At 59.4% G+C, this 26,987-nt stretch carries 24 protein-coding genes; 10 read left to right on the plus strand and 14 right to left on the minus strand.

Annotated elements, in window-relative coordinates:
- Positions 1-129 precede the first annotated feature (129 nt).
- The 4 genes from Z945_RS0118380 to Z945_RS0118395 all read left to right on the plus strand — a co-directional run bounded on the left by Z945_RS0118380 (position 130) and on the right by Z945_RS0118395 (position 4,063).
- A complete protein-coding gene (locus Z945_RS0118380; RefSeq protein ID WP_025053559.1) occupies positions 130-2,091 on the plus strand; it encodes a DNA gyrase/topoisomerase IV subunit B in 1,962 nt (653 codons plus the stop codon).
- A 23-nt stretch (positions 2,092-2,114) separates the two neighbouring features.
- On the plus strand, positions 2,115-2,861 hold the full coding sequence (locus tag Z945_RS20550; RefSeq protein WP_161634103.1) for a hypothetical protein: 747 nt from the start codon (positions 2,115-2,117) through the stop codon (positions 2,859-2,861).
- A 126-nt stretch (positions 2,862-2,987) separates the two neighbouring features.
- Entirely contained in the window at positions 2,988-3,389 is a 402-nt protein-coding gene (locus Z945_RS0118390) for a PaaI family thioesterase (RefSeq protein WP_025053561.1), read from the plus strand.
- Entirely contained in the window at positions 3,386-4,063 is a 678-nt protein-coding gene (locus Z945_RS0118395) for a hypothetical protein (protein WP_025053562.1), read from the plus strand. Before Z945_RS0118390 ends, Z945_RS0118395 begins: the two co-directional genes overlap by 4 nt.
- On the opposite strand, the gene Z945_RS0118400 is transcribed toward Z945_RS0118395, so the two are convergent.
- The 6 genes from Z945_RS0118400 to proS all read right to left on the minus strand — a co-directional run bounded on the left by Z945_RS0118400 (position 4,060) and on the right by proS (position 9,668).
- A complete protein-coding gene (locus tag Z945_RS0118400) occupies positions 4,060-4,470 on the minus strand; it encodes a c-type cytochrome (protein ID WP_025053563.1) in 411 nt (136 codons plus the stop codon). The two genes, Z945_RS0118395 and Z945_RS0118400, sit on opposite strands and share 4 nt — an antisense overlap.
- 159 nt (positions 4,471-4,629) lie before the next feature.
- Positions 4,630-5,613, minus strand: coding sequence for an Ldh family oxidoreductase (locus Z945_RS0118405; protein WP_025053564.1), 984 nt, complete (start codon positions 5,611-5,613; stop codon positions 4,630-4,632).
- A gap of 97 nt (positions 5,614-5,710) precedes the next feature.
- On the minus strand, positions 5,711-6,394 hold the full coding sequence (locus Z945_RS0118410; RefSeq protein ID WP_025053565.1) for an ABC transporter ATP-binding protein: 684 nt from the start codon (positions 6,392-6,394) through the stop codon (positions 5,711-5,713).
- Positions 6,387-7,670 (minus strand): lipoprotein-releasing ABC transporter permease subunit, encoded by a 1,284-nt coding sequence (locus Z945_RS0118415; protein WP_025053566.1) that lies wholly within the window; start codon positions 7,668-7,670, stop codon positions 6,387-6,389. The genes Z945_RS0118410 and Z945_RS0118415 overlap by 8 nt, the downstream gene beginning before the upstream one ends.
- 51 nt (positions 7,671-7,721) lie before the next feature.
- Positions 7,722-8,219 carry a DUF2937 family protein gene (locus tag Z945_RS0118420; protein ID WP_025053567.1) on the minus strand — a complete coding sequence of 166 codons (498 nt, stop codon included), beginning with the start codon at positions 8,217-8,219 and terminating at the stop codon, positions 7,722-7,724.
- A gap of 108 nt (positions 8,220-8,327) precedes the next feature.
- Entirely contained in the window at positions 8,328-9,668 is a 1,341-nt protein-coding gene (gene proS, locus Z945_RS0118425; protein WP_025053568.1) for a proline--tRNA ligase, read from the minus strand.
- Between the two features lie 178 nt (positions 9,669-9,846).
- Here proS and Z945_RS0118430 point away from each other — a divergent pair, with 178 nt between their 5' ends.
- Positions 9,847-11,487, plus strand: coding sequence for an ABC transporter substrate-binding protein (locus Z945_RS0118430; RefSeq protein WP_025053569.1), 1,641 nt, complete (start codon positions 9,847-9,849; stop codon positions 11,485-11,487).
- A 153-nt stretch (positions 11,488-11,640) separates the two neighbouring features.
- Here the strand turns inward: Z945_RS0118430 and pepT are convergent, their stop codons facing one another.
- A complete protein-coding gene (gene pepT, locus Z945_RS0118435) occupies positions 11,641-12,876 on the minus strand; it encodes a peptidase T (RefSeq protein WP_025053570.1) in 1,236 nt (411 codons plus the stop codon).
- Complete coding sequence (locus tag Z945_RS0118440) at positions 12,876-14,435, minus strand: long-chain-fatty-acid--CoA ligase (protein ID WP_025053571.1); 1,560 nt, start codon at positions 14,433-14,435, stop codon at positions 12,876-12,878. Before Z945_RS0118440 ends, pepT begins: the two co-directional genes overlap by 1 nt.
- 184 nt (positions 14,436-14,619) lie before the next feature.
- On the opposite strand from Z945_RS0118440, the gene Z945_RS0118445 reads away from it, so the two are divergent.
- The 4 genes from Z945_RS0118445 (at position 14,620) to Z945_RS0118460 (ending at position 20,422) form a co-directional block, all read left to right on the plus strand.
- Positions 14,620-15,678: an AI-2E family transporter gene (locus tag Z945_RS0118445; protein WP_025053572.1), complete on the plus strand. Its 1,059-nt coding sequence runs from the start codon at positions 14,620-14,622 to the stop codon at positions 15,676-15,678.
- Between the two features lie 13 nt (positions 15,679-15,691).
- Positions 15,692-16,372, plus strand: coding sequence for an HdaA/DnaA family protein (locus tag Z945_RS0118450; RefSeq protein WP_025053573.1), 681 nt, complete (start codon positions 15,692-15,694; stop codon positions 16,370-16,372).
- A 66-nt stretch (positions 16,373-16,438) separates the two neighbouring features.
- Positions 16,439-18,613, plus strand: coding sequence for an RNA degradosome polyphosphate kinase (locus Z945_RS0118455; protein ID WP_025053574.1), 2,175 nt, complete (start codon positions 16,439-16,441; stop codon positions 18,611-18,613).
- Between the two features lie 207 nt (positions 18,614-18,820).
- The gene (locus Z945_RS0118460; RefSeq protein ID WP_025053575.1) at positions 18,821-20,422 is read left to right on the plus strand and encodes a Ppx/GppA family phosphatase; all 1,602 of its coding nucleotides are present in this window, start codon (positions 18,821-18,823) and stop codon (positions 20,420-20,422) included.
- 8 nt (positions 20,423-20,430) lie between these two features.
- Here Z945_RS0118460 and Z945_RS0118465 read toward each other — a convergent pair whose 3' ends face one another.
- The 6 genes from Z945_RS0118465 to Z945_RS0118490 all read right to left on the minus strand — a co-directional run bounded on the left by Z945_RS0118465 (position 20,431) and on the right by Z945_RS0118490 (position 26,304).
- Positions 20,431-20,832, minus strand: a complete 402-nt coding sequence (locus tag Z945_RS0118465; protein WP_241434530.1) for a hypothetical protein — start codon at positions 20,830-20,832, stop codon at positions 20,431-20,433.
- An 11-nt stretch (positions 20,833-20,843) separates the two neighbouring features.
- Positions 20,844-21,875: an endonuclease/exonuclease/phosphatase family protein gene (locus Z945_RS0118470; protein WP_025053577.1), complete on the minus strand. Its 1,032-nt coding sequence runs from the start codon at positions 21,873-21,875 to the stop codon at positions 20,844-20,846.
- Positions 21,875-22,555, minus strand: a complete 681-nt coding sequence (locus Z945_RS0118475; protein WP_025053578.1) for a molecular chaperone DjiA — start codon at positions 22,553-22,555, stop codon at positions 21,875-21,877. The genes Z945_RS0118470 and Z945_RS0118475 overlap by 1 nt, the downstream gene beginning before the upstream one ends.
- Before the next feature lie 63 nt (positions 22,556-22,618).
- Positions 22,619-23,233 carry a VOC family protein gene (locus tag Z945_RS0118480; protein WP_025053579.1) on the minus strand — a complete coding sequence of 205 codons (615 nt, stop codon included), beginning with the start codon at positions 23,231-23,233 and terminating at the stop codon, positions 22,619-22,621.
- 43 nt (positions 23,234-23,276) lie between these two features.
- Entirely contained in the window at positions 23,277-25,400 is a 2,124-nt protein-coding gene (scpA, locus tag Z945_RS0118485) for a methylmalonyl-CoA mutase (RefSeq protein ID WP_025053580.1), read from the minus strand.
- Complete coding sequence (locus Z945_RS0118490) at positions 25,369-26,304, minus strand: hypothetical protein (protein WP_025053581.1); 936 nt, start codon at positions 26,302-26,304, stop codon at positions 25,369-25,371. The genes scpA and Z945_RS0118490 overlap by 32 nt, the downstream gene beginning before the upstream one ends.
- Positions 26,305-26,472: 168 nt before the next feature.
- Between Z945_RS0118490 and Z945_RS0118495 the strand changes: the two genes are divergently transcribed.
- On the plus strand, positions 26,473-26,928 hold the full coding sequence (locus Z945_RS0118495) for a DUF4174 domain-containing protein (RefSeq protein ID WP_025053582.1): 456 nt from the start codon (positions 26,473-26,475) through the stop codon (positions 26,926-26,928).
- The last annotated feature ends 59 nt before the right edge of the window (positions 26,929-26,987 follow it).

Raw genomic sequence — 26,987 nt, forward strand, 5'->3', positions numbered from 1 at the left:
TGTCCTACCGCCGATATGACCACGCAGACCGTGAAACGCAAGCGCCGCCCCCCTCATGTGCCCTTCCCCCCGCCTGCCCGCTCTGGCATAGTCCCTCCTCAACAAAAGCAGCAAAAGCAGGCTCCCGATATGTCCGATCTTCTGTCCGGCCAGACGCCGTCCGAGTATGACGCCTCCTCCATCCAGGTGCTGGAGGATATGGAGCATGTCCGCCTGCGCCCCGGCATGTATATCGGCGGCAAGGATGATCGCGCCCTGCACCACATGGTTGCCGAAATCATCGACAACTCGATGGACGAAGCGGTCGCGGGCCATGCCACCTGGATCGAGCTGGAGCTGCATGCCAATGGCCATGTCACCGTGCGCGACAACGGGCGCGGCATCCCCACCGATCCACACCCCAAAGACCCCAGCAAATCGGCACTCGAGATCATCTTTTGCACGCTGAACGCGGGCGGCAAGTTCTCGGGCGATTCCTACGAGACATCGGGCGGTCTGCACGGCGTGGGATCGTCCGTCGTAAACGCCCTGTCCGACCACCTGCGGGTCGAGGTGGCGCGCAACCGCGAGCTTTATGCGATGGAGTTCTCGCGCGGCATCGCCCAAGGCCCGCTGGAGAAAATCGGCGCCGCTCCCAACCGGCGCGGCACGTCCGTCACGTTCCACCCCGACGCCGAGATCTTCGGGAACCTGAAGCTGAAAGCGGCGCGGCTTTTTGCGATGGCCCGTTCCAAGGCCTATCTGTTCTCGGGCGTGGAAATCCGCTGGAAATGCGAGGCACCGGGCGATGACACACCGACGGAGGCCAAGTTTCACTTCCCGGGCGGCCTGTCGGATTATCTGAACGAAACACTCTCCGGATCAACCACTTATGCGGACGCCCCCTTTGGGGGCATGGTCGACTTCAAGGAAAAGTTCGGCCAGCCCGGCAAGGTGGAATGGGCCATCAACTGGACCCCTGCCCGCGACGGGTTCATCCAGTCCTACTGTAACACCATTCCCACGCCCGAGGGCGGCACCCACGAGGCGGGCTTTTGGGCCGCGATCCTCAAGGGCATCAAGGCCTATGGCGAGCTGACGCAGAACCGCAAGGCCAGCACAATCACCCGCGAGGACCTGATCACCGGGGGCTGTGCGCTGGTGTCCTGCTTCATCCGCGAGCCGGAATTCGTGGGCCAGACCAAGGACCGGCTGGCCACCGTGGACGCGCAGCGGATGGTAGAAAACGCCGTGCGCGACCACTTTGACAACTGGCTGGCGGCGGATACGAAATCCGCAGGGGCCATCCTGGATTTTCTGGTGCTGCGGGCCGAGGAACGCCTCCGCCGCCGTCAGGAAAAGGAAACGGCGCGTAAATCCGCGACGAAAAAGCTGCGCCTGCCGGGTAAATTGACCGATTGTACGTCCAAGGACCGCGTGGGGACGGAGTTGTTCATCGTGGAGGGCGACTCGGCGGGCGGCTCTGGCAAGGGCGCGCGGGACCGCAAGACGCAGGCGCTGCTGCCGCTGAAGGGTAAAATCCTGAACGTGCTGGGGGCGGCGTCGAACAAGCTGACGACCAATGCGGAGATCTCTGACCTTTGCGAGGCCTTGGGTTGTGGCATGGGCACGAAATTCAACATCGACGATCTGCGCTATGAAAAGATCATCATCATGACGGATGCGGACGTCGACGGTGCCCATATCGCGGCGCTGCTGATGACGTTCTTCTTTACCCAGATGCGCCCGCTGATCGACGGCGGGCATCTGTATCTCGCCTGCCCGCCGCTTTACCGGCTGACGCAGGGGGCCAAGCGGCTTTATGTGGCGGATGATCTGGAAAAGGACCACTGGCTGGAAAAGGGTCTGGGCGGCAAGGGCAAGATCGACCTGCAACGCTTCAAGGGTCTGGGCGAGATGGACGCGAAGGATCTCAAGGAAACCACGATGGACCCGGCGACACGCAAGCTGATCCGCGTGTCGGTGCAGGAGGACATCCCCGGTGAGACCGGCGATCTGGTGGAACGGTTGATGGGGAAGAAACCGGAGTTGCGGTTCCAGTATATTCAGGAGAATGCGCAGTTTGCGGATATGGAGGAGTTGGATGTTTGAGGGGTAAGCATCGTTTCTTTCAGGTGGGCGATTGGATCGTAGAGAAAATTCTCTCTTTAAGAGGCAAACTCTATAATCGACTTGCGTTAATGGTAGTTGCAACTGGATGTATATTAGTTTCAACACCATTTTGGGTGCCATATTTGGAAGCTTTAGCAAACAAACACTTAGGAATTACGATCCAAACGGATACGGCGCCACTGTGGGGCTGCATTCTGATTTTCTTGGGCCTCACCTATCACTACCTCCAAGAAAAGATACATCGAGGTGAATTGTCTTTTTCAGATACGGATCGAAGGCATCATGATGCCCGAATGTTTAAGAACCTGCAAGAAACAGCTCGATTTACCGAGGTTCGAGAGGGTGTCGAATACATTGGAGCTAACCACGCTCTATTCAACTACATAAGAGAACCGCTCCGTTCTCACGGCAGTTTTCTGCATAATCCCGAAAACCACTTTTTGGATTTCGGTCTCCAGAAAAGCGCTTTAGCATACCAGCAGGCGATCCGCTCACTAGTTACATTTATCTCCACTCATTTTTTCGTTTATCCAGAAGAGAAATTTGAAGCTGGATTTCAATTCTGCCTATACCCCAATTTCAATCCGGATCGACAAGGTGGCGGAACGGACGACGAACTGACAAAATACATTGAATTTGGTCGGCTTTTGGAACTCGAACTCGCGCATACTGAACAAACTCAAATGGAGTTTATTGCGGCCGCAAAAGTATCTCTTGGTTCGGAATTCGCTGTTCTACAAGCCACATAGGGATCAAACGCGCATGTCACACCCACTATCAGTAGAAGCGGCAACATGGCGGGCCAAACCCCGCCCTACCCACTGCTGCAACGACGCTGTAGGGTGCGCAAAACACATGTAATCCGAAAGCCTCCCATGACCCCCGAAACCGCCCAGAGCATCCTTGATCAGGCCTTTGCCCCGTGGGTCAATGCCCTCCACCCTAAAATCACGGCAATCTCGGAGAGCGGGACCACCATGATCATCCCGATTACCGATGACATCATGCGCATCGGCGGGATCGTGTCGGGGCAGGCCTTGGCCGCGTTGGCCGACACCTCCATGGTCTTCGCCTGTTTCGGATACCTCGATGCGCCCGAACCCTTGGGCACCGTCACGCTGGACACGCAATTCCTGCGCCCTGCTACGGGTGACAGCATCCGCGCGGAGGCGGAGGTGACAAGGGCGGGGAAATCCATGATCTTCACCCGCGTGACCCTGATCGCGGAGCCGTCGGGCAAACCGGTGGCGATGGCCACGGCGACTTTTGCACGATGATCCGTGCGCTCTTGGTTCTGCTGTTGCTGGCGTCCTGCGGACGGCCGCTGACCGAGAATGAGCGAAGTTTTCTGAGCACGATCCACGGCGATACGCTGAACATGGACCGGGCGCGCCTGCACGATGGCGCACCGACCCGGGCGGTCACCTTCCGCCGCAAGCCGCGCCCGCGCACCACCTGCCGCGAGTTGATCCTGCCGCCGCCCACGGACGCCATCGTCACCTCGAAACCCGCCGCCGTGGCGCTGTTCAACACTGTGCTATTCGACAAGGACTGGTTCATCGACGACTATCTTCCCGACTACCCCGACACCATCGGGATCATCGCGGCGATGCTGTTTGCGCATGAGATCACCCATGTCTGGCAGTGGCAGAACCGCGCCACAACGGGGTATTCACCGCTGCTCGCCGCTTCGGAGCATGGCAACACCGCAGACCCGTATCTCTTTGAAATCAATACAGATCGCAGCTTTGGCGACTTCGGGTTCGAGCAGCAAGGCTCCATCGTCGAGGAATATGTTTGCTGTCGCGCATTGGCCCCGCAAGGGCCGCGCACCGCCCGACTGCATGCCCTGATCGCAGAAGCCATGCCCGTCAAACCCCTGCCGCAAAGCCGCGAATGGAACGTGCGCCTGCCCTGGGACGGGGTCGAGGTGCGGGGCATCTGCGGTTAGCGCTGGATGCTTTCGAGATAGACCAGCAAGGCGGCCAATGCGCGCGGTGTGGGCGTCAGAACGCCGTCAACCTCGACCGGCACCAGATCATCGGCCATCGCGCCACCAAACTGCGGCATGACGCGGGCCAGATGACCGCCTTCGGGATCACCATAGATATAGCTGAGCGCGCGGGCGGTCGGAAACGCACCGCCATTGGCACGCGCCAGCAGCGTCAGATCCGTGGGCATAGGCGAGAGGCCAGCAGCGCCGGGTCCCTCCCCCCGCCCGTCCGCCCCGTGACACGAGGTGCAATTGGCCGCGAAAAAGGCAGCACCCTCTTGCGGTTCGGGCATGGACACGGGCGTGCATCCAATCAGAATGGCCAGGCCAGTCGCAGCCCCCAATGATAGGCTCAAGGTCTGCATGACGGTTCCTCCAATAGCATAGTGTCAAAGCGATGTTGCGCCCCTGCCTTTACCTTACCATGATGCAAATCAAAACACTGCATACAAAGAGGAAATTCAGCAGATGTGGTGCGGATTGAGCGGCGGATTACCGTTGACCCTTGCGTTCAGGGTAACGGGTCAGGATGTGCTTGCCAGCTTTTCCATCAGGTCCCAGACATTCTGTTCGATCTCGACCGGGTCCATCACTTCCTTGTTCTGGCCCGGCATCCGCGCATCGTCGTCAGCACTGGCCGCTTCGGTCAGCGCCGCAAGCTTGGTGCCGAACCCGGAAGCGGACGCAGGATCGATGACGATATAATACTGACCGAGGTCGTGCGGTGCCCCTTCGGGTGCCTTGAGCGGTTTGACATCCTGCGACAGCACGCCACCGGCCAGCCCTGCGGCCAAAATCTCGGCCATCAGGCCGAAGCCCCAGCCTTTGTATCCGCCCATCGACACCAGCGAGCCTTTCAGCGCGGAGTCGGGGTCTGTGGTCGGATTGCCCTCAGCGTCGACAGCCCAGCCTTCGGGGATCGTCTGCCCCGCGGCCTTGGCCATTGTGATCTTGCCCAAGGCCACTGTCGTGGTGGATTGATCGAATTGCATCGCGATACCGCCCGCGCCATCTGGCACGGAAAAGGCGATCGGATTGGTGCCGATCACGCGTGTCTTGCCGCCCGGTGCGGCCACGATGGGCGACGCATTGGTGAAGCCAATCCCGATGAACCCCGAGCGCGCGATCTGTTCGGTGAAATAGCCCAGCGAGGTGCAGGTATGTGCATGCCCCACCGCGAGAGATGCAATCCCTGCCTGACGTGCCGCATCCAGCGCCACGGGCAAGCCGTAGGCAAAGGCGGGTTGCGCAAAGCCGAATTGCGCATCCACATGCACGGTTGCGCTGCGCGGGGTGGTGACGTTGGGGGTCACATCCCCTTTGACCCGGCCCGAGGTCAATTGCTGGCAGTAGCTTTCGACATAGTAGAGACCGCAGATCTTGTTGCCGATGGCCTCGGCGGCGGCAACGGCGCGGGCGACTTCGGCGGCGGGAAAGGCTTCGGCACCATGAGTCAACAAGGCCGCTTTCACTGTTTCCTCAATTATTGCCAGTGAAACCTGAACCATGATCGCGCCTTTCCCCCATGTTCGGCCAGCTTGCCGCCCGTCACTGTGATCCAAACCGGACAGAGCGGTCAAGCGTTTCGAGGAAAGTGTCCTTGCGTCAGACTGGCACCAGACATCCTTGTTCCAGCCGGATCTGCCGGTCCATCCTGGCGGCCAATTCCAGATTATGCGTGGCAATCAGCGCCGATAACCCGGTGTCCCGCACCAGCCCCATCAGCGTGTCAAAGACCTGATCCGAAGTCGCGGGATCAAGGTTGCCTGTCGGCTCGTCCGCAAGCAGCAACCCCGGCGCGTTGGCCAGCGCGCGGCAAAAGGCTACGCGCTGCTGTTCGCCCCCGGACAGGGCCGCAGGGCGGTGGCTGGCGCGTGGCGCGATACCGACCTTGTCCAAGAGTGCCATCGCACGGCTCTCGGCTTGCCCCTGCGGCGTGCCGTTGGCGAGTTGAGGTAGCACGATGTTCTCAAGCGCCGAAAACTCGGGCAGCAAATGATGGAACTGGTAGATAAACCCCACATCGGACCGGCGCACCTGCGTGCGGCGGCGATCGCTGCGGCCAGTCATATCCTCGCCCGCAATATGCACCAACCCGGCATCAGGCGTGTCCAGCAAACCCGCGATATGCAGCAAGGTCGATTTACCCGCACCTGACGGAGCGACCAGTGCCACAACCTCGCCCGGCGCAATCGACAGATCAACATCGCGCAGCACCTGAATTTCGTTAGGCTTGCCCGCGTTGTAGCTTTTGGAAATGCCCGACAGGCTCAACACCGGATCATTCATAGCGCAGCGCCTCAACAGGGTTCATCCGTGCGGCCCGACGGGCTGGAAAGATTGTGACGATGAAAGACAGACCCAAAGACAGCCCAATCGCTGACAGCACGTCCGCCAATTGCAGCTTCGCTGGCAGGAAATAGATGCCCCGGATCGAAGCATCCCAAGCGGTGCCGCCCGACAGATAGTTCACGAAGCCGAAGATCTGATCGACATAAAGCGCGAACAGACAACCAAGGATCACTCCGAGCGCCGTACCAATCAGTCCGGTGAAAGCGCCGCAGATGAAAAACACCCGCATGATCGACCCTTCGGTGAGCCCCATTGTCCGCAGAATGCCGATGTCGCGGCCCTTGTTCTTGACCAGCATGATCAGGCCCGAGACGATGTTCATCGCGGCGATTAACACCAGCACCGACATGATCACAAACATCACCCGATCCTCAATATCGAGCGCATTGAGGAATGAGCCTGACGCATCCCGCCACGTCCAGACCTGGCCGCGCTCTCCAGCGGCCTCCAAAATCGGAAGCGAGATTGCATCCACAGCTTCGGGCTCTTCGACCATAACTTCAAGTTCGTCCGCCAAGCCCTCGCGGTTAAAGAAGGATTGCGCATCAGCAATCGGCATGTAGACCCGTGTGCGATCAATGTCATAGCGCCCGGCGGCAAAGATATAGACCACCTCATAGGCGTTCACACGCGGACTGGTACCGAAAGCGGTCTTTACCCCGTTGGGCGAGATCAGTTTGATCCGGTCGCCCACCGTAACACCCAGAGTTTGGGCCACACCGATCCCAATGGCCAGCCCCTCGTCAAAGCGATCAATGTCGCCCGTTGCCTGATCCGAAGAGGCGATGCGTGGGATGGTTTTCAAATCCGCCGCCGCAATACCGTAGACTTCGACGCCCGCATTGGACTGGCCGTTGTTGGCCATCACCTGCTGGCGCACAATCGGGGCCACGCGGGTCACACCCGGCACGGAGCGCACCTGTTCAGCCAGCGCATCGTAGTTCGGAATGGAGCGGTCAATCTGCCCGTTCGCGGCGACCTCACCAAATTGATAAACCGTCACATGGGCGTTGGCCCCAAGGATCGTATCCACAAATTCCGCCCGAAACCCGCTGCGCACCGAGAGAGTGGCGATCAAGGCGAACACTGCCAAGGTAATGCCGATCAAGCTGATCCACGTCATCACGCTCACGCCACCTTCGGCGCGGCGCGCGCGCAGGTAACGCCATGCGATCATCCATTCAAACGGGGCGAAAGGCGGGGTCTTGGCCAAGGTCAGGCTCCTGTCAGGTGTCGCGCAAACTGAGGCTTTGACGCGAAAGGGTCAAGCGGGGTTTGCGCGGCCTCGAAACGGCCAGCGCAGCACCTTGAACAAAACGCCAAATGCTGCCGCGCCCAAAAGAAACCCGAACACTGCAAAGATCATGCCGGCAAAATTCAAAGGCACCGCAGGCTGGTAGACTTCCCACGCCGCCTGCGCAATCTGACCGTCGCTGAGGCGCGGCAGATGATAGGCCCGCATAAACGGCCCCTGCCCTTCAAGTGCCGCTAAATCCGCGCTTAACCGCTCAAACCGGGCAAAGGTTCCAGCCATATCCGCCCGGCGCCGATCCAGAAAATCGGTTCCCTGCATCTGGGCCAAAGCCTCTTGCCGGTTCAGCCCGACGGCAGCCGCAGAGGCATCGAAATCCGCTACGACTTCAGCCAGTGCATCAACGGCCCCACCCAAACGCTGGGTATACTGCTGCGAAAACTGCGGGAATTGGGATGTGGTCGCAGCACCCGCGAGGCCAGCCCCAAGCGTAAGAGCACGCAGGATCATGCCCGCGCGCCCCATAACGCGTCCCAGGGTGAGCGAAGATCAAAGACCATCCATGCTGCCCTTCTGTCTCCGCTCAAATTAGCGCCGATCCAGCCACCGATCAAAGCCTTAAGCGATGCCAGCGTAAATCTGCGCAAGCTTCTTCACGGCCTCTTCGGGCGGCATTTCCTCACTTTCGCCGGTGCGGCGGGATGTCAGTTCAACCACACCGTTCTTGAGGCCCCGCGGCCCCACGGTGATGCGCCACGGCAGACCGATCAGATCCATGCCCGCAAACTTGCCACCCGCACGCTCGTTCCGGTCATCGTAAAGCGGCTCAAGACCCAGCGCCGTCAAAGATGTGTAAAGCGCCTCGCAGGCCGCGTCAGCTTCCGCATCACCCTGCTTGAGGTTCACGATCCCAGCGTGGAACGGCGTGACACCTTCTGGCCAGATGATGCCGTTGTCATCATGGCTTGCCTCGATGATCGCACCCAGCAGGCGACTGACGCCGATCCCGTGGCTGCCCATATGCACGGGGGTGTTCTTGCCATCCGGCCCCTGCACGGTGGCGCCCATCGCTTCGGAATACTTGGTCCCGAAATAGAAAATCTGCCCCACCTCAATCCCGCGTGCGGTGCGGCGGCGCTCTTCGGGTACTTCGTTGAACAGCGCCTCGTCGTGGGTTTCATCCGTGCGGGCGTATTTCGTGGTGAATTCCTCCATCACAGCCGCGCAATCCTCGACCGATGCATAATCGATATCGCGGTCGCCAAAGGTCAGGTCCGTGACGGCGCTATCATAAAACACTTCCGACTCACCGGTTTCCGCCAGAACCAGAAATTCATGGGTATTGTCGCCCCCAATCGGGCCGGAATCCGCCCGCATCGGAATCGCCTGCAAGCCCATGCGCTCGTAGGTGCGCAGATAGCTCACCAGATGGCGGTTATAGGCATGCAGCGCGTCTTCCTTCGTCAGGTCAAAGTTATAGCCGTCCTTCATCAGGAACTCGCGCCCCCGCATCACGCCGAAACGAGGGCGGATCTCGTCGCGGAACTTCCACTGGATCTGGTACATGGTCAGCGGCAGGTCCTTGTAGCTGCTGACATGAGCGCGGAAGATATCTGTGATCAGTTCTTCGGCGGTAGGTGTGAAAAGCATATCACGCCCGCCCCGGTCCTTGATCCGCAACATCTCCTCGCCGTAAGCATCATAGCGCCCGCTTTCGCGCCACAGGTCCGCGGACTGGATCGTTGGCATCAACATCGCCAGATGCCCGGCCCGCGCCTGTTCCTCATGCACAATATTCTCAAGCTTGCGCAGCACCTTGAAGCCCATGGGCAGCCACGAATAAATCCCGGCAGCCGACTGCTTGATCAACCCCGCCCGCAACATCAGCCGATGGCTGACAATCTGTGCTTCCGACGGGGTCTCTTTCAGCACAGGCAAAAAATAACGGCTCAGACGCATGGGGAGGCTCCAGATTGAATTTCGCTGGCGTCTGACTAAGCCATCGCTGCGACGCCCGCAATCGACTAGCGCACCTGCCATCTTGGTTTGATTAATCCCCAGATGCCCTAAGTTTATTATCAGCGACTTGTTTCGCGATCCGCACGCCCTTTGACCGTACCAATGCACGAGACATTCTATGACCCGATCCGATACGATTCACCCCGCCGCCCGCGACTATGCCGACGAAGTCACCGCTGGCACGCTGTCGCGCCGCGAATTCATGACCCGAGCCACATCGCTGGGGCTGACAGCCGGTGCCGCCTATGGCCTTTTGGGTGTCGCCCAACCAGCACGTGCTGCGGGCCACGCCCAATCGGGTGGTACCTTGCGTATCCAGAGCAGCGTCAAAGCGCTCAAGGATCCACGCACCTATGACTGGCCGCAGATGTCGAACTACACCAGAGGCTGGCTTGAATACCTTGTAGAATACCAGACGGACGGTTCTATCGCGCCCTCTTTGCTGGAAGCGTGGGAAATCAACGAGGACGCAACAGAGTACACCCTGACAGTGCGCCAGGGCGTCACTTGGAACAATGGCGATCCCTTCACGGCCGCAGATGTGGCGATGAACATCGAACGCTGGTGTGACAAGGGTGTTGAGGGCAACTCGATGGCGTCCCGTATGGCATCGCTGGTGGATGACGAAACCGGCAAAGCCCGTGAGGGAGCGATTACCACCGAAGGGGATTACACCGTCAAACTCACCTTGAACAACGCAGACATCACCTTGATCGCGGGCTTCTCGGACTACCCTGCCGCCATCGTACACAGCAGTTCGACGGGCGACCCCCTCGAGAACCCGATCGGCACCGGACCTTATTTGCCCGGCGAATTTGAGGTCGGTATCAAGGCGGTTCTTGTCCGCAATGAAGACCACAACTGGTGGGGCGAAGGTGCCTATCTCGACCGCATTGAATACATCGACTACGGCACCGAGCAATCTTCCGCATTCTCCGCCGTCGAAGCAGACGAAGTTGACATGGTGTACGAGTCGCTCGGCGATTACATCACACTTTTTGACGACTTTGGCTGGCAAAAGTCCGAAGCGATCACGGCCAATACGGTCTGCATCCGTCCCAACCAGAAGGCCGAGGTCAACGGCACACAGCCCTATGCAGATGTGCGCGTGCGCCGTGCTCTGGCCATGGCGGTGGACAATGCCATCTGCCTCGAGCTGGGGTTCGACAACAACGGCACCGTCGCCGAAAATCACCACGTTGCCCCCCTGCACCCCGAATACGCAGAGCTGCCGGCACCCAAATATGATCCGGCAGCAGCCAAAGCGCTGATGGAAGAGGCCGGCATGGCAGATTTTGAACATGAGCTGATCTCGATCGACGACACTTGGCGTAAGAACACCACCGACAGTGTTGCAGCACAGCTGCGCGATGCCGGTATCAAGGTCAAACGTACGATCCTGCCGGGTGCCACCTTCTGGAACGACTGGGTGGGTTACCCCTTCTCCACAACCGATTGGGCCCAGCGTCCGCTGGGCGTGCAGGTTCTGGCACTGGCCTACCGCTCCGGCGAAGCCTGGAATGAATCCGCCTTTTCGAACGAAGAGTTCGATGCTCTGCTGACAGAAGCGCTCGCCATAGCAGATGCCGACCAACGTCGCGAGGTCATGGCAAAGCTGGAGAAGATCATGCAGGACGAAGGCGTGGTCATTCAACCCTACTGGCGCTCGATCTACCGTCACTACAAGCCGGAGATTGTCGGTGCCGAAATGCATCCGACATTCGAGATCCACGTCTCCAAACTGGGTTTCGCTGCCTAGATCAGAGTCCGAAGGGCGCGCTTCACACCGGGCGCGCCCTTTACTCGAACCACTACAATTTCAACGTTCTTTCTCTTTTTGGCCCTATATCCCGCGGGGGTTTGGGGGCAGAGCCCCCATCGAATAAGACAGAATGCGGGCTTGCCCGCACAATCATCCGACGGCTCTGCGTGCCAGTGCGATAGCGACTTGCGTAGCACGGGCCATGTCCTGCACTGATATCCATTCCAGCGGCCCGTGAATTTCCTGCATACCTGTAAAGATATTCGGGCAAGGCACACCCATCTCGGTCAGGCGTGAGCCATCCGTGCCGCCACGAATGGGGACGGACAGCGGGTCCAGCCCCACATCAGAGACAGCCGCACGGGCCAGTTCAACCGGCGTCATATCCTTTTCCAGCCAATATCGCATATTGCGGTACTGCGGTGTGATCTCACAGCTGATCTGTGCGCGCGGCTCCCCTGCTGCAACTGCATCGCAAACCTGCTGCAACAGCGCACCTTTGGCCGCCAAGCCATCCAGTTCAAAGTCGCGGATGAGCAATGTGATCTCGGCCTCCGTCGAACCGCCAGATATTTCTGACACATGGATGAACCCCTCGCGCCCTTCCGTGGTGTCCGGCGTCATCGACACCTGCGGCAACGTCTGCACGATCTTGGCGGTCAGATGCAGCGCGTTGACCATCTTGTCCTTGGCGAAGCCCGGGTGCGCGGACACACCGGTAACCCGCACCACTGCGCCATCGGCTGAAAAGGTCTCGAATTCAATCTCGCCGGGTTTGCCACCATCGAAAGTATAGGCGAAATCAACCCCGAAATCCGCTGGCAGACGCGGATCCACGCCCCGGCCGATCTCTTCGTCGGGGGTAAAGGCCAGACGAATTTTGCCGTGCGGTATATCGCTGTTCTCCAACAGATGCCGCGCAGCGGTCATGGCAATGGCCACACCCGCCTTATCGTCGCCGCCCAAAAGCGTCAGCCCGCTGGCGGTGATAATATCGTCTCCCTGCTTCTCGCCCAAATAGGGCGAATTTTCCGGCGACAGTTTCAATTCGGGCGCATCGGCAAAGGTGATATCCCCGCCATTATACCCACGGTGTACCACAGGTTTGACACCCGTGGCGTTGAACTGTGGTGCGGTGTCCACATGCGCGCACCAGCCCATCGTCGGGCCATCGGCGGTGGCAGGCACCGTTGCCAGTACAACACCGTAGTCGGTCAATTGCACATCCTGCGCCCCCATCGCCTCAAGCTCGGACACCAACAGTCGCGACATATCGAGCTGGATCGCCGTGCTGGGCTGGCTGGACGAGGACGCATCGCTTTGGCTGTCAATCGCGGCGTAGCGGACGAGCCGTTCTTCCAGCTCCGTATCAAAAGGACCGCGCATTATGAAATCTGCCTGTCTTTTCCGGCCCAATAGGGCTTGCGCAACTCGGTCTTCAGCACCTTGTTGGCACCTGACAAGGGAAACGGCTCTGTGCGAAACTCGATACTGCGCGGGCATTTGTACCGCGCAATCAAGCTGTGACAGTGTTTCCTGACGTCTTCCTCTGTGACCTCGGCACCGGGGTGCAGGATCACGAGGGCATGGACGGCCTCGCCCCAGTCCTCGCTGGGGATCCCTATTACCGCGCTGGTCGCCACGCCCGGGTGCTGGCCAATCGCATTCTCGACCTCTGCGGAATAGACGTTCTCGCCCCCCGAAACGATCATATCCTTCACCCGGTCCATCAAAAAGATGAAGCCGTCTTCGTCCATATAGCCTGCGTCACCTGTCAGGACCCAGCCGTCCCGAATGGTCTCTGCCGTGACATCGGGCTTGTTCCAGTACCCCAACATCGCGTTTGGACCCTTAACTGCAATCTGGCCAACATCACCGCGCGACACTTCCGCCATGTCTTCATCCACCACCTTGATTTCGCAGATCCGTGTGGGCCGCCCGGCGGAGCGTAGTTTGCCCGCCTTCGGACCTTCCAGCACATGATAATCTGCCGGAAGGATCGTGGCCACGGGGCTCAACTCGGTTTGGCCGAAGGCCTGGACAAAGGATGCCTTTGGAAAGGCCTCGAACGCCTTGACCAGCACCGCTTCGGTGATCGGAGACGCCCCATAGGCAATCTGGCGGATGGACGAGATATCGGTCTTGGCCAGCTTCTCGCTTTGCAGAACCATCTGCAACATCACGGGCACCAGCAAAACCTGATCCGGCTTATGCGCTTCAATCGCTTCCAAAGTACCGTCGGGCGTAAACGCAGGGATAACCACATGGGTGCCCGCCATCAGGGTTACAGCGGGAAACCAGATCAGGTCAGCGATGTGGAACATAGGGGCCGCGTGCAGATAGATCGTTCCGTCCTGCATGTTCAGCTCATGCGCATTGGCCACGGCACCGACATAGAAATTTTCGTGTGACAGCATCACGCCTTTGGGGAACCCGGTGGTCCCACCGGTATAGAATATCCCCGCCAGATCATCGCCACCGCGCCCTGCGTCCTCGACCGCCTCATGCGCCGCGATGATATCTTCGTAGCTCTCCATTCCTTCGGGCGTTTCGCCATCCCCGGCGTAGATCACTGTCTTCAGTCCCGGCACCTGCTCCCTCACCTCGGCACCCAAACCTTTGAACGCCTCGTCCACGATCAGGATCTCTGCCCCGGCATCATTCAACGCATAGGCGCATTCCGCTCCGGCCCAGCGGATATTCATCGGCATCATCGCCCCGCCGCCCCAGACCACAGCGAAATAGTACTCGATGAACCTGTCAGAGTTCAGTGATAGCAAAGCCACCCGGTCGCCCGGCTTCATGCCAAGCGCCTGCAAGCCCCCCGCCAGCCGCGCCACGCGGTCTTCCATTTGCACCCATGTCTGTTGCCGGTCTCCGCAAATTGTTGCGATGCCGCGCGGGTTGACCTGTGCTGCGCGGCTTAGAATGGATGTGATGTGCATGGTGTCTCTCCTTGGTGCCTCTGCGGGCGGGTTTCTCCCAGACTGCGCAACCCTGCGGGGAAGTGTCAATCGGTGTCGCTGGGTCTGTATTGCCGAATACAAAGCAGAATATCGCCGCCCTGCCCTTGAAACCCTACCCGGTCTGCGCAATGTGAATACCAACGCCGCGAACCGGAGAGACCCGATGGCCCTGCCAATCCGAGAACAACTGAAATACTGGGGCATCGCCACGGCGGTTTTCATCGTCGTGCTTTGGTTTGTCGGCGATGTGCTACTACCCTTTCTTTTGGGCGGGGCCATCGCCTATTTCCTTGATCCAGTGGCTGACCGGCTGGAACGGCTGGGCCTTAGCAGGACCCTTGCCACTGCTGTTATCACGCTGTTTGCCATCCTAATCTTTGTTCTGATGGCTCTGCTGGTGGTGCCGACGCTGATCAACCAGGCGGCAAGCCTTGTGGAAACTGCGCCGCAACTCTTCAAGGACTTCACCGCTTTCCTGACCGACCGCTTTCCCACGCTGCTGGTCGAAGGGTCCACTCTGCGTAATTCGCTGACCTCGATCGGGACCACAATCCAGGACCGGGGCGGGCAATTGCTGGAAACCGCCCTGTCGTCCTTCGCGTCGATCATCAATGTGGTGATCCTGTTTGTGATCGTGCCGGTGGTGGCGGTCTATCTGCTGCTGGATTGGGACCGCATGGTCGCCTCCGTGGACCGCTTGCTACCGCGTGATCACGCCCCCACCGTGCGCCGCTTGGCCCGCGACATCGATAGAACCCTATCGTCCTTTGTGCGCGGCATGGGCACCGTTTGCCTCATCCTCGGCACCTATTACGCAATTGCGCTGATGCTTGTCGGCTTGCAATTCGGGCTGGTGGTCGGGTTCATCGCAGGTCTGGTCACGTTTATTCCCTATCTCGGTGCACTTTTAGGCGGCGCATTGGCAATTGGTCTGGCGCTTTTCCAGTTTTGGGGTGACTGGGTCTCTATTGGGCTGGTCGCCGGTATTTTTGTGCTGGGTCAGGTCATAGAAGGCAACGTGCTGACCCCGAAACTGGTCGGCGATTCAGTCGGTTTGCACCCGGTATGGCTGATCCTCGCGCTCTCTGTTTTCGGCACGCTTTTCGGCTTTGTCGGTATGCTGGTCGCCGTGCCCGTTGCCGCGGCTTTGGGCGTCATCGCCCGCTTCGGCGTCGAACAATACAAGGAAAGCCTGCTCTATCGCGGCACTGGCAGAACTTAAGGCGACAGCTGACATGCCCCAACAACTTGGCCTTGACCTGCCCAGCCGAACGGCATTGGGGCGTGACGCTTTTCTTGTGGCCCCGTCCAACGCCGTGGCCATCGCCATGATCGACAGATGGCCAGACTGGCCCGGCGGCAAGCTCTTGCTCACCGGGATAGCTGGTTCCGGCAAAACCCATTTGACCCACGTCTGGGCTGAGAAATCCTCAGCCCGCATCATTGCAGCCGCCGATCTTGGCAAGGTTGACGTCGCCGATATTGCCCGCGGCCCCGTCGCGGTAGAAGACGTGGATCAAATCGCAAAGAACGGCAGCGCGCAAACCGCGCTTTTTCACCTGCACAACCTCGTCCTGGCCGAAGGCCATAGCCTGCTGCTCACCGGGACAGCCGATGTGGCACAATGGGGCCTTGCCCTGCCCGATCTGGTCAGCCGTCTGATGGGGACCACCACCGTGACGCTGCATGCGCCTGATGATGCGTTGCTCTCTGCGGTGCTGGTCAAGCTTCTGGCCGACCGCCAGCTTACCCCCAAACCGGCGCTGATCCCCTATCTGCTGGGCCGTATGGACAGATCGTTCGCTGCCGCAATTGATCTGGTGGCGCGACTTGATGCTGCCAGTCTGGCACAAAAGCGCCCGATCACCCGGGCCTTGGCCGCTGCAGTGCTGGACAAGGGTACCACCAGCGCGTGATACTCGCTGTGCACCTCGTGCCACCACCGTCATAAAACGATGACATTTCACCGTCAAAAGGCCCCCATGTCACAGACCGATTTCCTTCAGGGTTCTTTCCCGCCGCCCGCCGACTTGCCTGACCTCGATATCTCGGGACCGGGCAGGTTCTTTAATCGCGAACTCAGCTGGCTGGCCTTCAACTGGCGCGTCGTCGAAGAGGCCGAAAACCCTCGTGTGCCCCTTCTGGAACGACTGCGCTTTTTGTCGATCTCCGCGGATAACCTGGATGAATTCTACACTGTGCGCGTGGCCGGCCTGCGCGAACTGGCACATGCGGGCAATACGACCCCTGCCGCTGACGGGCTGACACCCGCCGAGCAGCTGGTGCTGATCAACGAAAACGCCCGCAATCTGATGATGACACAGCAGCGTGTGCTGGTCTCTTTGATGGCGGAAATGGATGCGCAGAACATCTATCTTGAACGGACCGCCGACCTCAGCAAAGAAGACAAGATCTTTCTCAAGGAAGTCTTCCTCAATCAGGTATTCGCGGTCCTTTCACCTCTGGCCATCGACCCCGCGCACCCTTTCCCGTTCATCCCCAACACCGGGTATGCGCTGGCCCTACAGCTTGAACGTGTAGCCAACAAGCGGCCCTTGCAGGCGCTGCTGCCGATCCCCGCGCAGATCGACCGGTTTGTGGCTCTGCCCGCGCCCGAAGGCACACTGCGCTACCTGCCCCTTGAAGACCTGTTGGTACTGCATACGCCAGACCTCTTTCCCGGCTACAAACTAAAATCCCACTTTGAATTCCGCGTGTTGCGCGACAGCGATCTGGAAGTCGAAGATGAAGCCGAAGACCTCGTGCGCGAATTCGAAGTAGCCTTGAAACGCCGTCGCCGGGGCGAAGTTGTCCGCCTGACCCATTCCGCCGGAGCACCTGAAAAGCTTAAGGAAGTCGTGATGGCTGAGCTTGGCGTGCATGAACGCGATGTGATCGAAATCGACGGCATGATCGGTGTCGACGACCTGTCAGAACTGGTCACCGATGCCCGCCCCGACCTGCTTTGGCCGCAATTCACTCCGCGCATTCCTGAACGCGTCACCGACCATGATGGCGATATGTTCGCGGCGATCCGGCAAAAAGACATGCTGCTGCACCACCCCTATGAAACATTCGATATGGTGGTGCGCTTTCTGGCACAGGCGGCACATGATCCCAATGTGGTCGCGATAAAACAGACGCTGTACCGCACCTCCCGCGACAGCCCGATTGTCGAAGCGCTGTGTGAGGCTGCCGAGGACGGCAAATCCGTGACTGCATTGGTCGAGCTCAAAGCCCGCTTTGACGAAGCTGCGAACATCCGCCAGTCGCGCAGGCTGGAACGCGCCGGTGCGCATGTGGTCTACGGCTTTATTGACCTGAAAACACATGCAAAAATATCGACAGTGGTGCGTCGGGAGGGCGACCAACTGGTGACCTATACCCACTACGGCACCGGCAATTACCACCCCATCACCGCCCGCATCTATACCGATCTGTCGCTCTTTACCTGCGACCAGAAACTTGGCCGGGATGCGACCAAGGTTTTCAACTTTCTCTCGGGCTATGCCCAACCCGATAGCCTCGACAACCTTGCCATCTCGCCCACCACTCTCAAACCCCGCTTGCTCGAAATGATCGCAGCCGAGGCTGAGCACGCCCGCGCTGGCCGCCCTGCGGTGATCTGGGCCAAAATGAACTCCATCATCGACGACGAAGTGATCGACGCGCTGTACGCCGCCTCCCAGGCAGGGGTTCAGATCAGCCTTGTGATCCGCGGCATCTGCGGATTGCGTCCGGGCGTCAAAGGGCTGTCCGAAAACATCCGGGTCAAATCAATCGTGGGCCGCTTTCTGGAACACTCCCGCATCGTGTGTTTCGGCAATGGCGCCGGCCTGCCTCATAAAAAAGCGCGGGTTTTTATGTCCTCAGCCGACTGGATGGGACGCAACCTCAACCGCCGCGTCGAAACCCTGGTCGAGATCGAAAACGCCACCGTCAAGGCCCAGATTGTCAGCCAGATCATGGCCGCCAACCTCGCAGATGTGGCGCAAAGCTGGGTCATGTCCCCCGACGGCACCTTCACGCGGCCCGCCTTTCAAGATGGTCAGTTCACCTTCAACTGCCACCGCTTTTTCATGGAAAACCCCTCCCTCTCCGGGCGCGGCTCTGCGGGGGCATCTGATGTGCCCAAACTTACTCACACTGAGGACTGAACCCCCAATTCACCCTTTTGCAAATACCCGACACTGCCACTTGCCACAGGTCTTTCCCCAGACCATCTGGCTCACCCTGCACCGTGGACCTATAAAAACAACAAGGGGCCTGAGGCCCCTTTCCGCCAGATCACAGCGCCTTAATGATTGACCCGGCTAGCCCGCTGCCGCATTTTGCGCCTCACACGCTGCCCCGCAGGAGACCGCATGGCCAAACTGACCAAGACCGCACGCGACACCGTTCCTGAAACAGGTGTTGCCGATCTCGGCCTCTTCGGAAAACCGCTGTTCGAAGACCCCTCTGCCCGGGCCCTGGCGCGGGTTGGCGTGGTCGATGTGGGATCAAACTCTGTGCGGCTCGTGGTTTTCGACGGCGCGGCACGCTCACCTGCATATTTCTATAACGAGAAAATCATGTGCGCCTTGGGGGCCGGCATGTCCGAAACCGGGCATCTGTCCCCTCAGGGGCGCACCCGCGCGCTCTCTGCCATGCGCCGCTTTAAAAAGCTTGCCGATGGCATGGGGCTTTCGGAACTCACGGTTGTCGCCACAGCCGCTGTGCGCGATGCAAGCGACGGGGCCGCCTTCCGCGATGAAGTTCTGCGCGAAACCGGCCTGCGCATCTGGGTCATCGACGGTGAGGAAGAGGCTCGTTTGTCTGCGCAGGGCGTCCTCCTGGGCTGGCCTGGTGCCTACGGTCTGGTGTGCGACATCGGCGGTTCTTCGATGGAACTGGCTGAGATATCCGGCGGCCGTGTGGGGCGCCGCGTCACCTCGCAACTGGGGCCGCTCAAACTGCGCGATCTCAAAGGGGGTGCAAAGGCCCGCAAGGCGCATATCACCGAAGTGATCACCAACCTCAAGGAACGCATGGGCGCCCAGCGGGATCGATTGTTCCTTGTGGGCGGCTCATGGCGGGCCATCGCGCGGATCGACATGCTGCGGCGGGGCTATCCGCTGCAGGTGCTGCATGAATACCGGATGACACCCCGCGCGGTCACATCGACGGTAAAATATATCAAGGAAACAGACATTGAAGAGCTGCGCGTGGCTGCAGGTGTCTCCAGCTCCCGCATGGCGTTGGTGCCCTATGCTGCCGAAGTTCTGAACCGGTTGGTCAAGACCTTCCGCCCAAAGGACATCGCCATCTCAAGCTACGGCATCCGCGAAGGCATGCTCTATGAACAAATGCCACAGCGCCTGCGCGACCGCGACCCGCTGATCGAGGCCTGCCGCTTTGCCGAAGCAAAGGACGCACGCATGCCGGGGTTCGGCAAGATCCTATATGACTTCATCCTGCCCTTGTTCTCTGGGGCCTCTGCCCCGCGCAAGCGACTGATCAAAGCCGCCTGCCTGCTACATGACGTCAGCTGGCGTGCACATCCCGACTACCGCGCCGAAGTCTGTTTCGACAATGCGACCCGTGCCAATCTGGGGGGACTGAAACATGCCGAGCGTATCTTCATGGGGCTGGCGCTATTGCACCGCTATTCCAACAAACGCGAAAACGCGCGCTTTGCCGACCTTTACGACATGGTCGACGAAAAAACCCGTGCCGAGGCCGAAGTCGTAGGCAAAGCGATGCGCTTTGGGGCGATGCTTTGGATGACACCAGAAGCCGAACGCGGTGAATTGCGTTGGTTTGCCAAGAAGAAACTGCTCCAACTGCGTCTGACCCCCGATATGATGCCACTTTTTGGTGAAGTGGCCGAAGCGCGGCTTAATTCACTCGCTGCATCTCTCGGGGCCGAAGTCGAGATCAAGACCATGCGCGCCAGAAAGTCTGACGCAGCCGTGACAAAAGTCTAAGCGCCAAATCACAAGTCGATTTGCGGTGCCGGTTCGGTGGGCGTGGCGGGTGGTACCATCGGTGCCTCCGGTTTGCGCCTGATGATGATATCACCATTGGGCAAGACTTCGGGCGGCAAATAGGCGCTCCAGTCTTCAATCTCGTTCATCAGATCGGCCAGTTTCGGCCCCATCTGATCGGCAAACTGGCGCAACGCCGGCCCCATCTCCTCGGCCAGCCCGGAGAAGTCTTCGATCGCCGGCTCCATTTCCTTAAGTATACCGTCAAGGAACATCTGCGCCCCCCACTCCATCAGCGATAACCCCTCAGAGGGCGGCGCATCGCTATCCTGCGCGAAAGCGGCAGGCACTGTGAGGAAAAAAGCAAAGAAGCAAGCGGCGATGTTTTTCATAGCCTGAATATAGCGCATCGCCCGCCCGATTACGAGCTTTCGTCAAAGTCGATGGTCACCGGGAAATGATCCGAGGCGGTGACCAAGGCATCGCGCAACACCGGGTTCGTCCAGCATTCGGGGTCATCCAGCGGATGCCAAATGCGCCACTGTGCCCCGCGCGCCCGGATCTCGTCACTCACCATGATGTAATCCAGAAGCGCCTGCAGAAACCGCTTTTCCGGCCTGATCCAGAACCGCGCCGTGGTCGGTGCTGCCCCCAGCTTGCGACTCAAGGCTTGCTTTGCATGAGGGTCAAACAGACGTGATGCCTTGCCCTCTCCCAACACAATCTCGACCGATGACCGGCCAAAGAGGTCTTCGAATTCGTCCAGCCCCACACCGTCATTCAAGTCTCCCAAGACCATCAACGGCGTGCTTGCACTCAGATGTTCCTCAATGCGCCCGCGCAACCAAATCGCCTGAGCCAACTGCTTGCGCCGGTTCGCAATATTTATGCGCAGCACCTCTGCAGGGGTCTTTGCCCCATGCGGTGCCTTGGATTTGAGATGCGCCCCGATCATGTGAAAGGCAAAGCCGCCCTTGGTTTCCACCGCGACCTCCAGCGGTGGTTTGGAAAACACCACTGTATCCTCGGTGGCGTCCACATCCAGATCGATTCGCAACGCACCATCAAACCGGGGCGCCCCGGCCGCACCTTCCATACCGGTGAAGGCCCCTTTGGGATCATGCCGTACCTGCAGCACTTGCGGATCATACAGCAACGCGATCTCTTGCTGCGTGTCGTTGCTAAACCCGATCAGCGCATCCGTGGTGCGCAACCCGAAAGCCACGGCAAATCCGGTCAATGCCGCCACGGTCGATCGACCACGGCTCTGATCCGGGGCCTCGATCACCATCACGGCATCTGCATTCAATGCCTGAAACACAACCCCGAGCGCTGCTGTCTGTTGTGCACGCGTCACATCGTACCGCGCTGACCATCCGCTATCGTTAAACAGCTGATCCGCGTCATCGAAAAGAGAAGAAAACCACTCCACATTATACGTGGCGATCCGCATCAGGCGTTTTTGCCGGAGAGTGTTTCCCAAGCGCGATTGATATCAATCATGCGTTTTTCAGCCATGCGCACCGCCTCTTGAGGCAGGCCTCGCGCTACCAACGCATCGGGATGATTGTCGCGCACCAACTTCCGCCAAGCCGCCCGCGCCTCGGTCAAATCGGCATCAGGCGCAATCCCCAAAACGGTATACGGCAAGGGCGAGGTATTCGGGACAAAGCGTGCTTTAAGAGCCGCAAACCGCGCCTCGGACAGGCCGAAAATATGCGCCACATCCTCCAGAAAAGCATCTTCATTCGGATGGTAGGTGCCATCGGCCATCGCGATATGAAACAGGCCTTCCAGCAAATCACACAGCATTTCAGGTTGATCCGCAAACATCGTCGAAATGCGGCGGGCATAATCATCAAAGCCCGCAACATCTTGTCGTGCCAGATCAAACACCCGCGCCGCGCCGGCCGTGTCCTGTTCAGCAATCTGGAACACCTCGCGAAAGGCCGTGACCTCGTCGCGGGTGACCTGCCCGTCCGCCTTGGCCATCTTGGCACCCAAGGCAATAACGGCGATGGTAAAAGCAACCGATCGCTCAGGCGGACTGCGCAACCGGTCAAAGACAGCGGCCAGCCCCTCTCCCGAGGTCAGCGCAGATAGCGCCTCTGTAATGCGGATCCAAATCGACATAACCGCAGTCTAGCCCAGCCCCGAACCGAAGTCAGCGTAGCGCAAGCGATTTATACACGATTGTCATGTCAGACGACGCGCCTGGCCCTCTACTGCAATATCCGCCTGCAAACCGGCCGTGCCGCGCTCAAACCGGATGCGGGCATCGGACAGATGGGGCGCCAAAAGGGCCGCAAGATCATCCGCGTCCGGGTGGCAGACCGTCAGACCTGTGAATGCGGCCCCCAACTGAGCCAGCCTCTCGGCCGGATGGTCGTCGCCCTCCCATTGCATCAATGCCGGCGCACAATTGTCAAAAGGCAAAATCCCATCCGCAGGCACCGCCATGCGCCAACGTAATGTCCCGCGCTGCAAGGCAACGGGCGTCCCGAACCCCGGAGGCAAAGCAGCCAACGTGGCGTCCAGATCATCACAACGACAGATCCAGTTGGTTAACCGCGCAGGCCCTGTAAATCGATCCAGATCGAACCAGCGCGGCCTGTCGGGCGCAGACGCATCGGGGTTGATTGCAATCGCCTCAAGGTACAGACCCTCCTCGATACCCAGCAAACGGTTGTGTGTGTGAAACACCGCATGGGCACCTCCTTCTTCAAGCGGCACACCAAGAGATGTCTCGACATATGTGGTGGCGAGGTCCAAGGTCGAACCCGCCACCGCAAGATGATCCAATGTGATCACGCCTCCCCCTTTCTCTTTTTGGCCTTATATACCGTCCGCACTCTCAACCCCGCGCCGCCCGGATGAGTTTGAGAATATCCTCAGCCGCCGCCGGGATATTGGTGCCGGGACCAAAAATCGCCTTCACGCCTGCGTCATAGAGAAACTGGTAATCCTGCTGCGGGATCACCCCACCGCAAATCACCAGAATATCCTCCGCACCCGCCTCTTTCAGCGCCTTGACCAGTTGTGGTGCGAGCGTCTTGTGCCCCGCCGCTTGCGACGAAATGCCGATCACATGCACGTCGTTGTCCACCGCATCCTGCGCCGCCTCGGCAGGTGTCTGGAACAGCGGGCCCACATCTACATCGAACCCGATATCCGCAAAGGCGGTCGCAATCACCTTGGCGCCCCGATCGTGACCGTCCTGGCCCATCTTGACGACCAGCATCCGCGGACGACGCCCCTCCTCTTCGGCAAAATGCTCGACCGATTTCTGGATCTTGGCAAAACCTTCGTCACCCTCATAGGCAGCACCATAGACACCCGCGAGCGTTTTCACCTCCGCACGGTGGCGGCCGAATATGTCTTCCATTGCCATGCTGATCTCTCCTACTGTGGCGCGCGCGCGTGCAGCTTCCACGGCCCCTTCCAGCAAATTCCCGCCTTCGCGCGCGCGGCGCGTCAGCTCTTCTAGCGCCGCGGTGCAGGCACTGTCGTCGCGGCTCGCGCGAATGTTCTCCAACCGCTTGATCTGGCTCTCGCGCACGGCGACGTTGTCGACATCCAGGATATCAATCGGGTCTTCGTTCTCGCGGCGGTATTTATTCACGCCGACGATGACTTCTGTGCCACGGTCGATGTTGGCCTGACGGGTTGCGGCCGCCTCTTCGATGCGCAGCTTGGGCATGCCGGTGGCCACAGCCTTGGTCATCCCGCCCAGTTCCTCGACCTCTTCGATCAGCTTCCATGCCGCTTCGGCCAGATCATGGGTCAGCTTTTCGACGTAGTAAGAGCCCGCCAGCGGATCGACCACATTGGTCACACCGGTTTCTTCTTGCAAAATCAATTGGGTATTACGGGCGATGCGGGCTGAATGATCGGTCGGCAGGCCAATCGCCTCATCCAGCGAATTGGTATGCAGGCTTTGCGTACCGCCCAAGACCGCCGACATTGCCTCGAACGCCGTGCGCACAACGTTGTTGTAAGGGTCCTGCTCGGCCAGTGACACACCAGAGGTCTGGCAGTGGGTCCGCAACATGGAGGATTTCGGATCCTTCGGCTCAAATTCCGCCATGATCTTGTGCCAAAGCAAACGCGCCGCCCGCAGCTTGGCCGCTTCCATAAAGAAGTTCATGCCGATGGCGAAGAAGAACGACAGGCGCGGTGCAAAGCGGTCCACATCCATCCCCGCCGCGATGGCGGTGCGCACATATTCGCGCCCGTCGGCCAGAGTAAAGGCAAGTTCCTGCACAAGGTTCGCACCTGCTTCTTGCATATGGTAGCCTGAAATCGAAATGCTGTTGAATTTCGGCATGTTATCAGAGGTATATTCGATGATATCCCCGATGATCCGCATCGAAGGTTCGGGCGGATAGATATAGGTGTTCCGGACCATGAACTCCTTGAGGATGTCATTCTGGATCGTGCCGGACAGCTTCGCACGGTCCACGCCTTGCTCTTCGCCTGCGACGATAAAGCTGGCCAGGATCGGGATCACCGCGCCGTTCATCGTCATGGACACACTGACCTTGTCCAGCGGGATACCGTCAAAGAGGATCTTCATATCCTCAACGGAATCGATCGCCACACCGGCTTTACCCACATCCCCCTCAACACGCGGGTGATCACTGTCATAGCCGCGGTGGGTGGCCAGATCGAAAGCGACCGAAACGCCCTGTTGTCCAGCGGCAAGGTTGCGGCGATAAAAAGCGTTGGATTCCTCGGCGGTCGAAAAGCCCGCGTATTGGCGGATCGTCCAAGGACGGCCTGCGTACATCGTGGCTTTCACGCCGCGCGTGAACGGCGCTTCGCCGGGCATTGAGCCAAGGTGGTCCAATCCTTCCAGATCATCGGCACCATAGACCGGCTGCACGTCGATCCCCTCAAGGGTCTTCCACGTCAGATCTTCAACGCTGCGTCCGCGCAGTTCAGCCTCAGCGGTGCTGCGCCAGTTGTCCTTTGTCATATCCTTGTCCTTTTATCAGGGCAGCCGGTGGCAGACTTATGTCCGCTCTTATCGGTTGCGACGTCTCTGTCAGTGTGGCCAGACCATCCGCACCGGCCATCAGCCAATGCATATCGTCTGCGTAATTCTCCGCCAGTCTCACGGATTGTTCGGTATCGAAGGGCTGCCAGCGGCCAGCGCCATCCGGCAACAGATCCGGGTCACTGCCCTGTTCCGCCAACCCAGCCCGCAAACTGCGCAGATCGGCTGAACGGTTCAACCAGCGACCCTGCGTGTCCGCTGGCGCTTCTCCGGCAAAGGCTGCGCCAAACACGGCTTGCGGTTGGCCCACATAGCCCTCGAACGGGAGCACATCAATCTCGGCTCCCGGTGCCGCGCAGGCCAGATCGGTGATCACATCCCGCCAACACCTCCTGCTGTGTGAAATTGCTTCGCGTTTGGCCGATGAGGGCACGGGATGCCCCCGCGAAACAGTCAGCGCACAGGCCGAAGCCCACCACAATTCCTGCGAGCGGATCGACAGGACAATGCGCCGCACCCGTCCGCCAAGGGCCGCCGAAATCCGTGCCGCGCGTTCTCCTGCTGCCGGATAAAGCTGCCCTGACCGTAGGTTCTGAGCGCAATTTCCCAGCATATTTTCGTCGCTCACCAAGAGTTGGCGTACGCCCCGTGCCTGCGCCTGTGCCGCAAACATGCGTACCCGGCCTTCGGCCCGCAGTGCAGGATTGCGGATTCTCTTGGACACGGTCGAACGAAAAAGCCCTGGAAATACAGACTTACGCGCTTCTTGTGGTCCCCAAAAGGCAACACCCTGTTTGGACAGATCAGCAAGATGATCGCGGATGTAGTACTGAAACGTGGTGGTCGCGGTACGATGCGCACCCATATGCAGAATGACGTCCATGATATGTCGGACCACCCTATGCCATAACGCCGCCCCGTTCGGCCATCCTGCGGGGATCACCCCGTTCATGGCCTACAACCTCTTGCACTGCGCTTAATGGCGTCCACAATCACATTTGCCATCGCATTTGCGCGGATCAGGCTTATATCAGGGTCAACAGGAGACACCATGAAACGCCTCATACCTATTGTTTTTGCTGCACTATTCGCCGCCCCGTTGCTGGCGCAGGAGACCGATGTGACCCAGTTGGAAACCCTATTCCGCCCCGCTGATATGGATGATTTGAGCGAATTTCGCTGGAAAAAACGGCCCGTGCTGGTCTTTGCCGATAGCGAGGATGATCCGGCATACATCGAACAGCTTGAACTGCTGGGCCAGCGGCCCGAAGAGCTGCTGGAACGGGATGTGGTTGTTCTGACGGATACCGATCCTGCGGCCCGCTCCCCCTTGCGGCTGATGATGCGGCCGCGCGGCTTTATGCTTGTGCTGGTGGGCAAGGACGGCGGCAACAAGCTACGCAAACCTTTTCCTTGGGACGTGCGCGAAATCACCCGAAGCATCGACAAAATGCCCATGCGGCAGCGCGAAATCCGCGAAGAAAAAGAGCAAGCACGAGACAGCTGAGACCACTGGAGGCCTTGGTCTTTATTGCATCTTAGGCCAAATGCGCCTATATATGGTCC

Origin of the sequence: Sulfitobacter noctilucae, assembly GCF_000622365.1 — a bacterium.
GTDB classification, from domain to species: domain Bacteria; phylum Pseudomonadota; class Alphaproteobacteria; order Rhodobacterales; family Rhodobacteraceae; genus Sulfitobacter; species Sulfitobacter noctilucae.

Excerpts from the sequence above, each read along its gene's own strand:
- Z945_RS0118380 (WP_025053559.1), top strand. The coding sequence starts at position 130 with ATGTCCGATCTTCTGTCCGGCCAGACGCCGTCCGAGTATGACGCCTCC.
- Z945_RS0118390 (WP_025053561.1), top strand. The coding sequence starts at position 2,988 with ATGACCCCCGAAACCGCCCAGAGCATCCTTGATCAGGCCTTTGCCCCG.
- Z945_RS0118395 (WP_025053562.1), top strand. The coding sequence starts at position 3,386 with ATGATCCGTGCGCTCTTGGTTCTGCTGTTGCTGGCGTCCTGCGGACGG.
- Z945_RS0118400 (WP_025053563.1), bottom strand. The coding sequence starts at position 4,470 with ATGCAGACCTTGAGCCTATCATTGGGGGCTGCGACTGGCCTGGCCATT.
- Z945_RS0118405 (WP_025053564.1), bottom strand. The coding sequence starts at position 5,613 with ATGGTTCAGGTTTCACTGGCAATAATTGAGGAAACAGTGAAAGCGGCC.
- Z945_RS0118410 (WP_025053565.1), bottom strand. The coding sequence starts at position 6,394 with ATGAATGATCCGGTGTTGAGCCTGTCGGGCATTTCCAAAAGCTACAAC.
- Z945_RS0118420 (WP_025053567.1), bottom strand. The coding sequence starts at position 8,219 with ATGATCCTGCGTGCTCTTACGCTTGGGGCTGGCCTCGCGGGTGCTGCG.
- proS (WP_025053568.1), bottom strand. The coding sequence starts at position 9,668 with ATGCGTCTGAGCCGTTATTTTTTGCCTGTGCTGAAAGAGACCCCGTCG.
- Z945_RS0118430 (WP_025053569.1), top strand. The coding sequence starts at position 9,847 with ATGACCCGATCCGATACGATTCACCCCGCCGCCCGCGACTATGCCGAC.
- pepT (WP_025053570.1), bottom strand. The coding sequence starts at position 12,876 with ATGCGCGGTCCTTTTGATACGGAGCTGGAAGAACGGCTCGTCCGCTAC.
- Z945_RS0118440 (WP_025053571.1), bottom strand. The coding sequence starts at position 14,435 with ATGCACATCACATCCATTCTAAGCCGCGCAGCACAGGTCAACCCGCGC.
- Z945_RS0118445 (WP_025053572.1), top strand. The coding sequence starts at position 14,620 with ATGGCCCTGCCAATCCGAGAACAACTGAAATACTGGGGCATCGCCACG.
- Z945_RS0118450 (WP_025053573.1), top strand. The coding sequence starts at position 15,692 with ATGCCCCAACAACTTGGCCTTGACCTGCCCAGCCGAACGGCATTGGGG.
- Z945_RS0118455 (WP_025053574.1), top strand. The coding sequence starts at position 16,439 with ATGTCACAGACCGATTTCCTTCAGGGTTCTTTCCCGCCGCCCGCCGAC.
- Z945_RS0118460 (WP_025053575.1), top strand. The coding sequence starts at position 18,821 with ATGGCCAAACTGACCAAGACCGCACGCGACACCGTTCCTGAAACAGGT.
- Z945_RS0118465 (WP_241434530.1), bottom strand. The coding sequence starts at position 20,832 with ATGCGCTATATTCAGGCTATGAAAAACATCGCCGCTTGCTTCTTTGCT.
- Z945_RS0118470 (WP_025053577.1), bottom strand. The coding sequence starts at position 21,875 with ATGCGGATCGCCACGTATAATGTGGAGTGGTTTTCTTCTCTTTTCGAT.
- Z945_RS0118475 (WP_025053578.1), bottom strand. The coding sequence starts at position 22,555 with ATGTCGATTTGGATCCGCATTACAGAGGCGCTATCTGCGCTGACCTCG.
- scpA (WP_025053580.1), bottom strand. The coding sequence starts at position 25,400 with ATGACAAAGGACAACTGGCGCAGCACCGCTGAGGCTGAACTGCGCGGA.
- Z945_RS0118490 (WP_025053581.1), bottom strand. The coding sequence starts at position 26,304 with ATGGACGTCATTCTGCATATGGGTGCGCATCGTACCGCGACCACCACG.
- Z945_RS0118495 (WP_025053582.1), top strand. The coding sequence starts at position 26,473 with ATGAAACGCCTCATACCTATTGTTTTTGCTGCACTATTCGCCGCCCCG.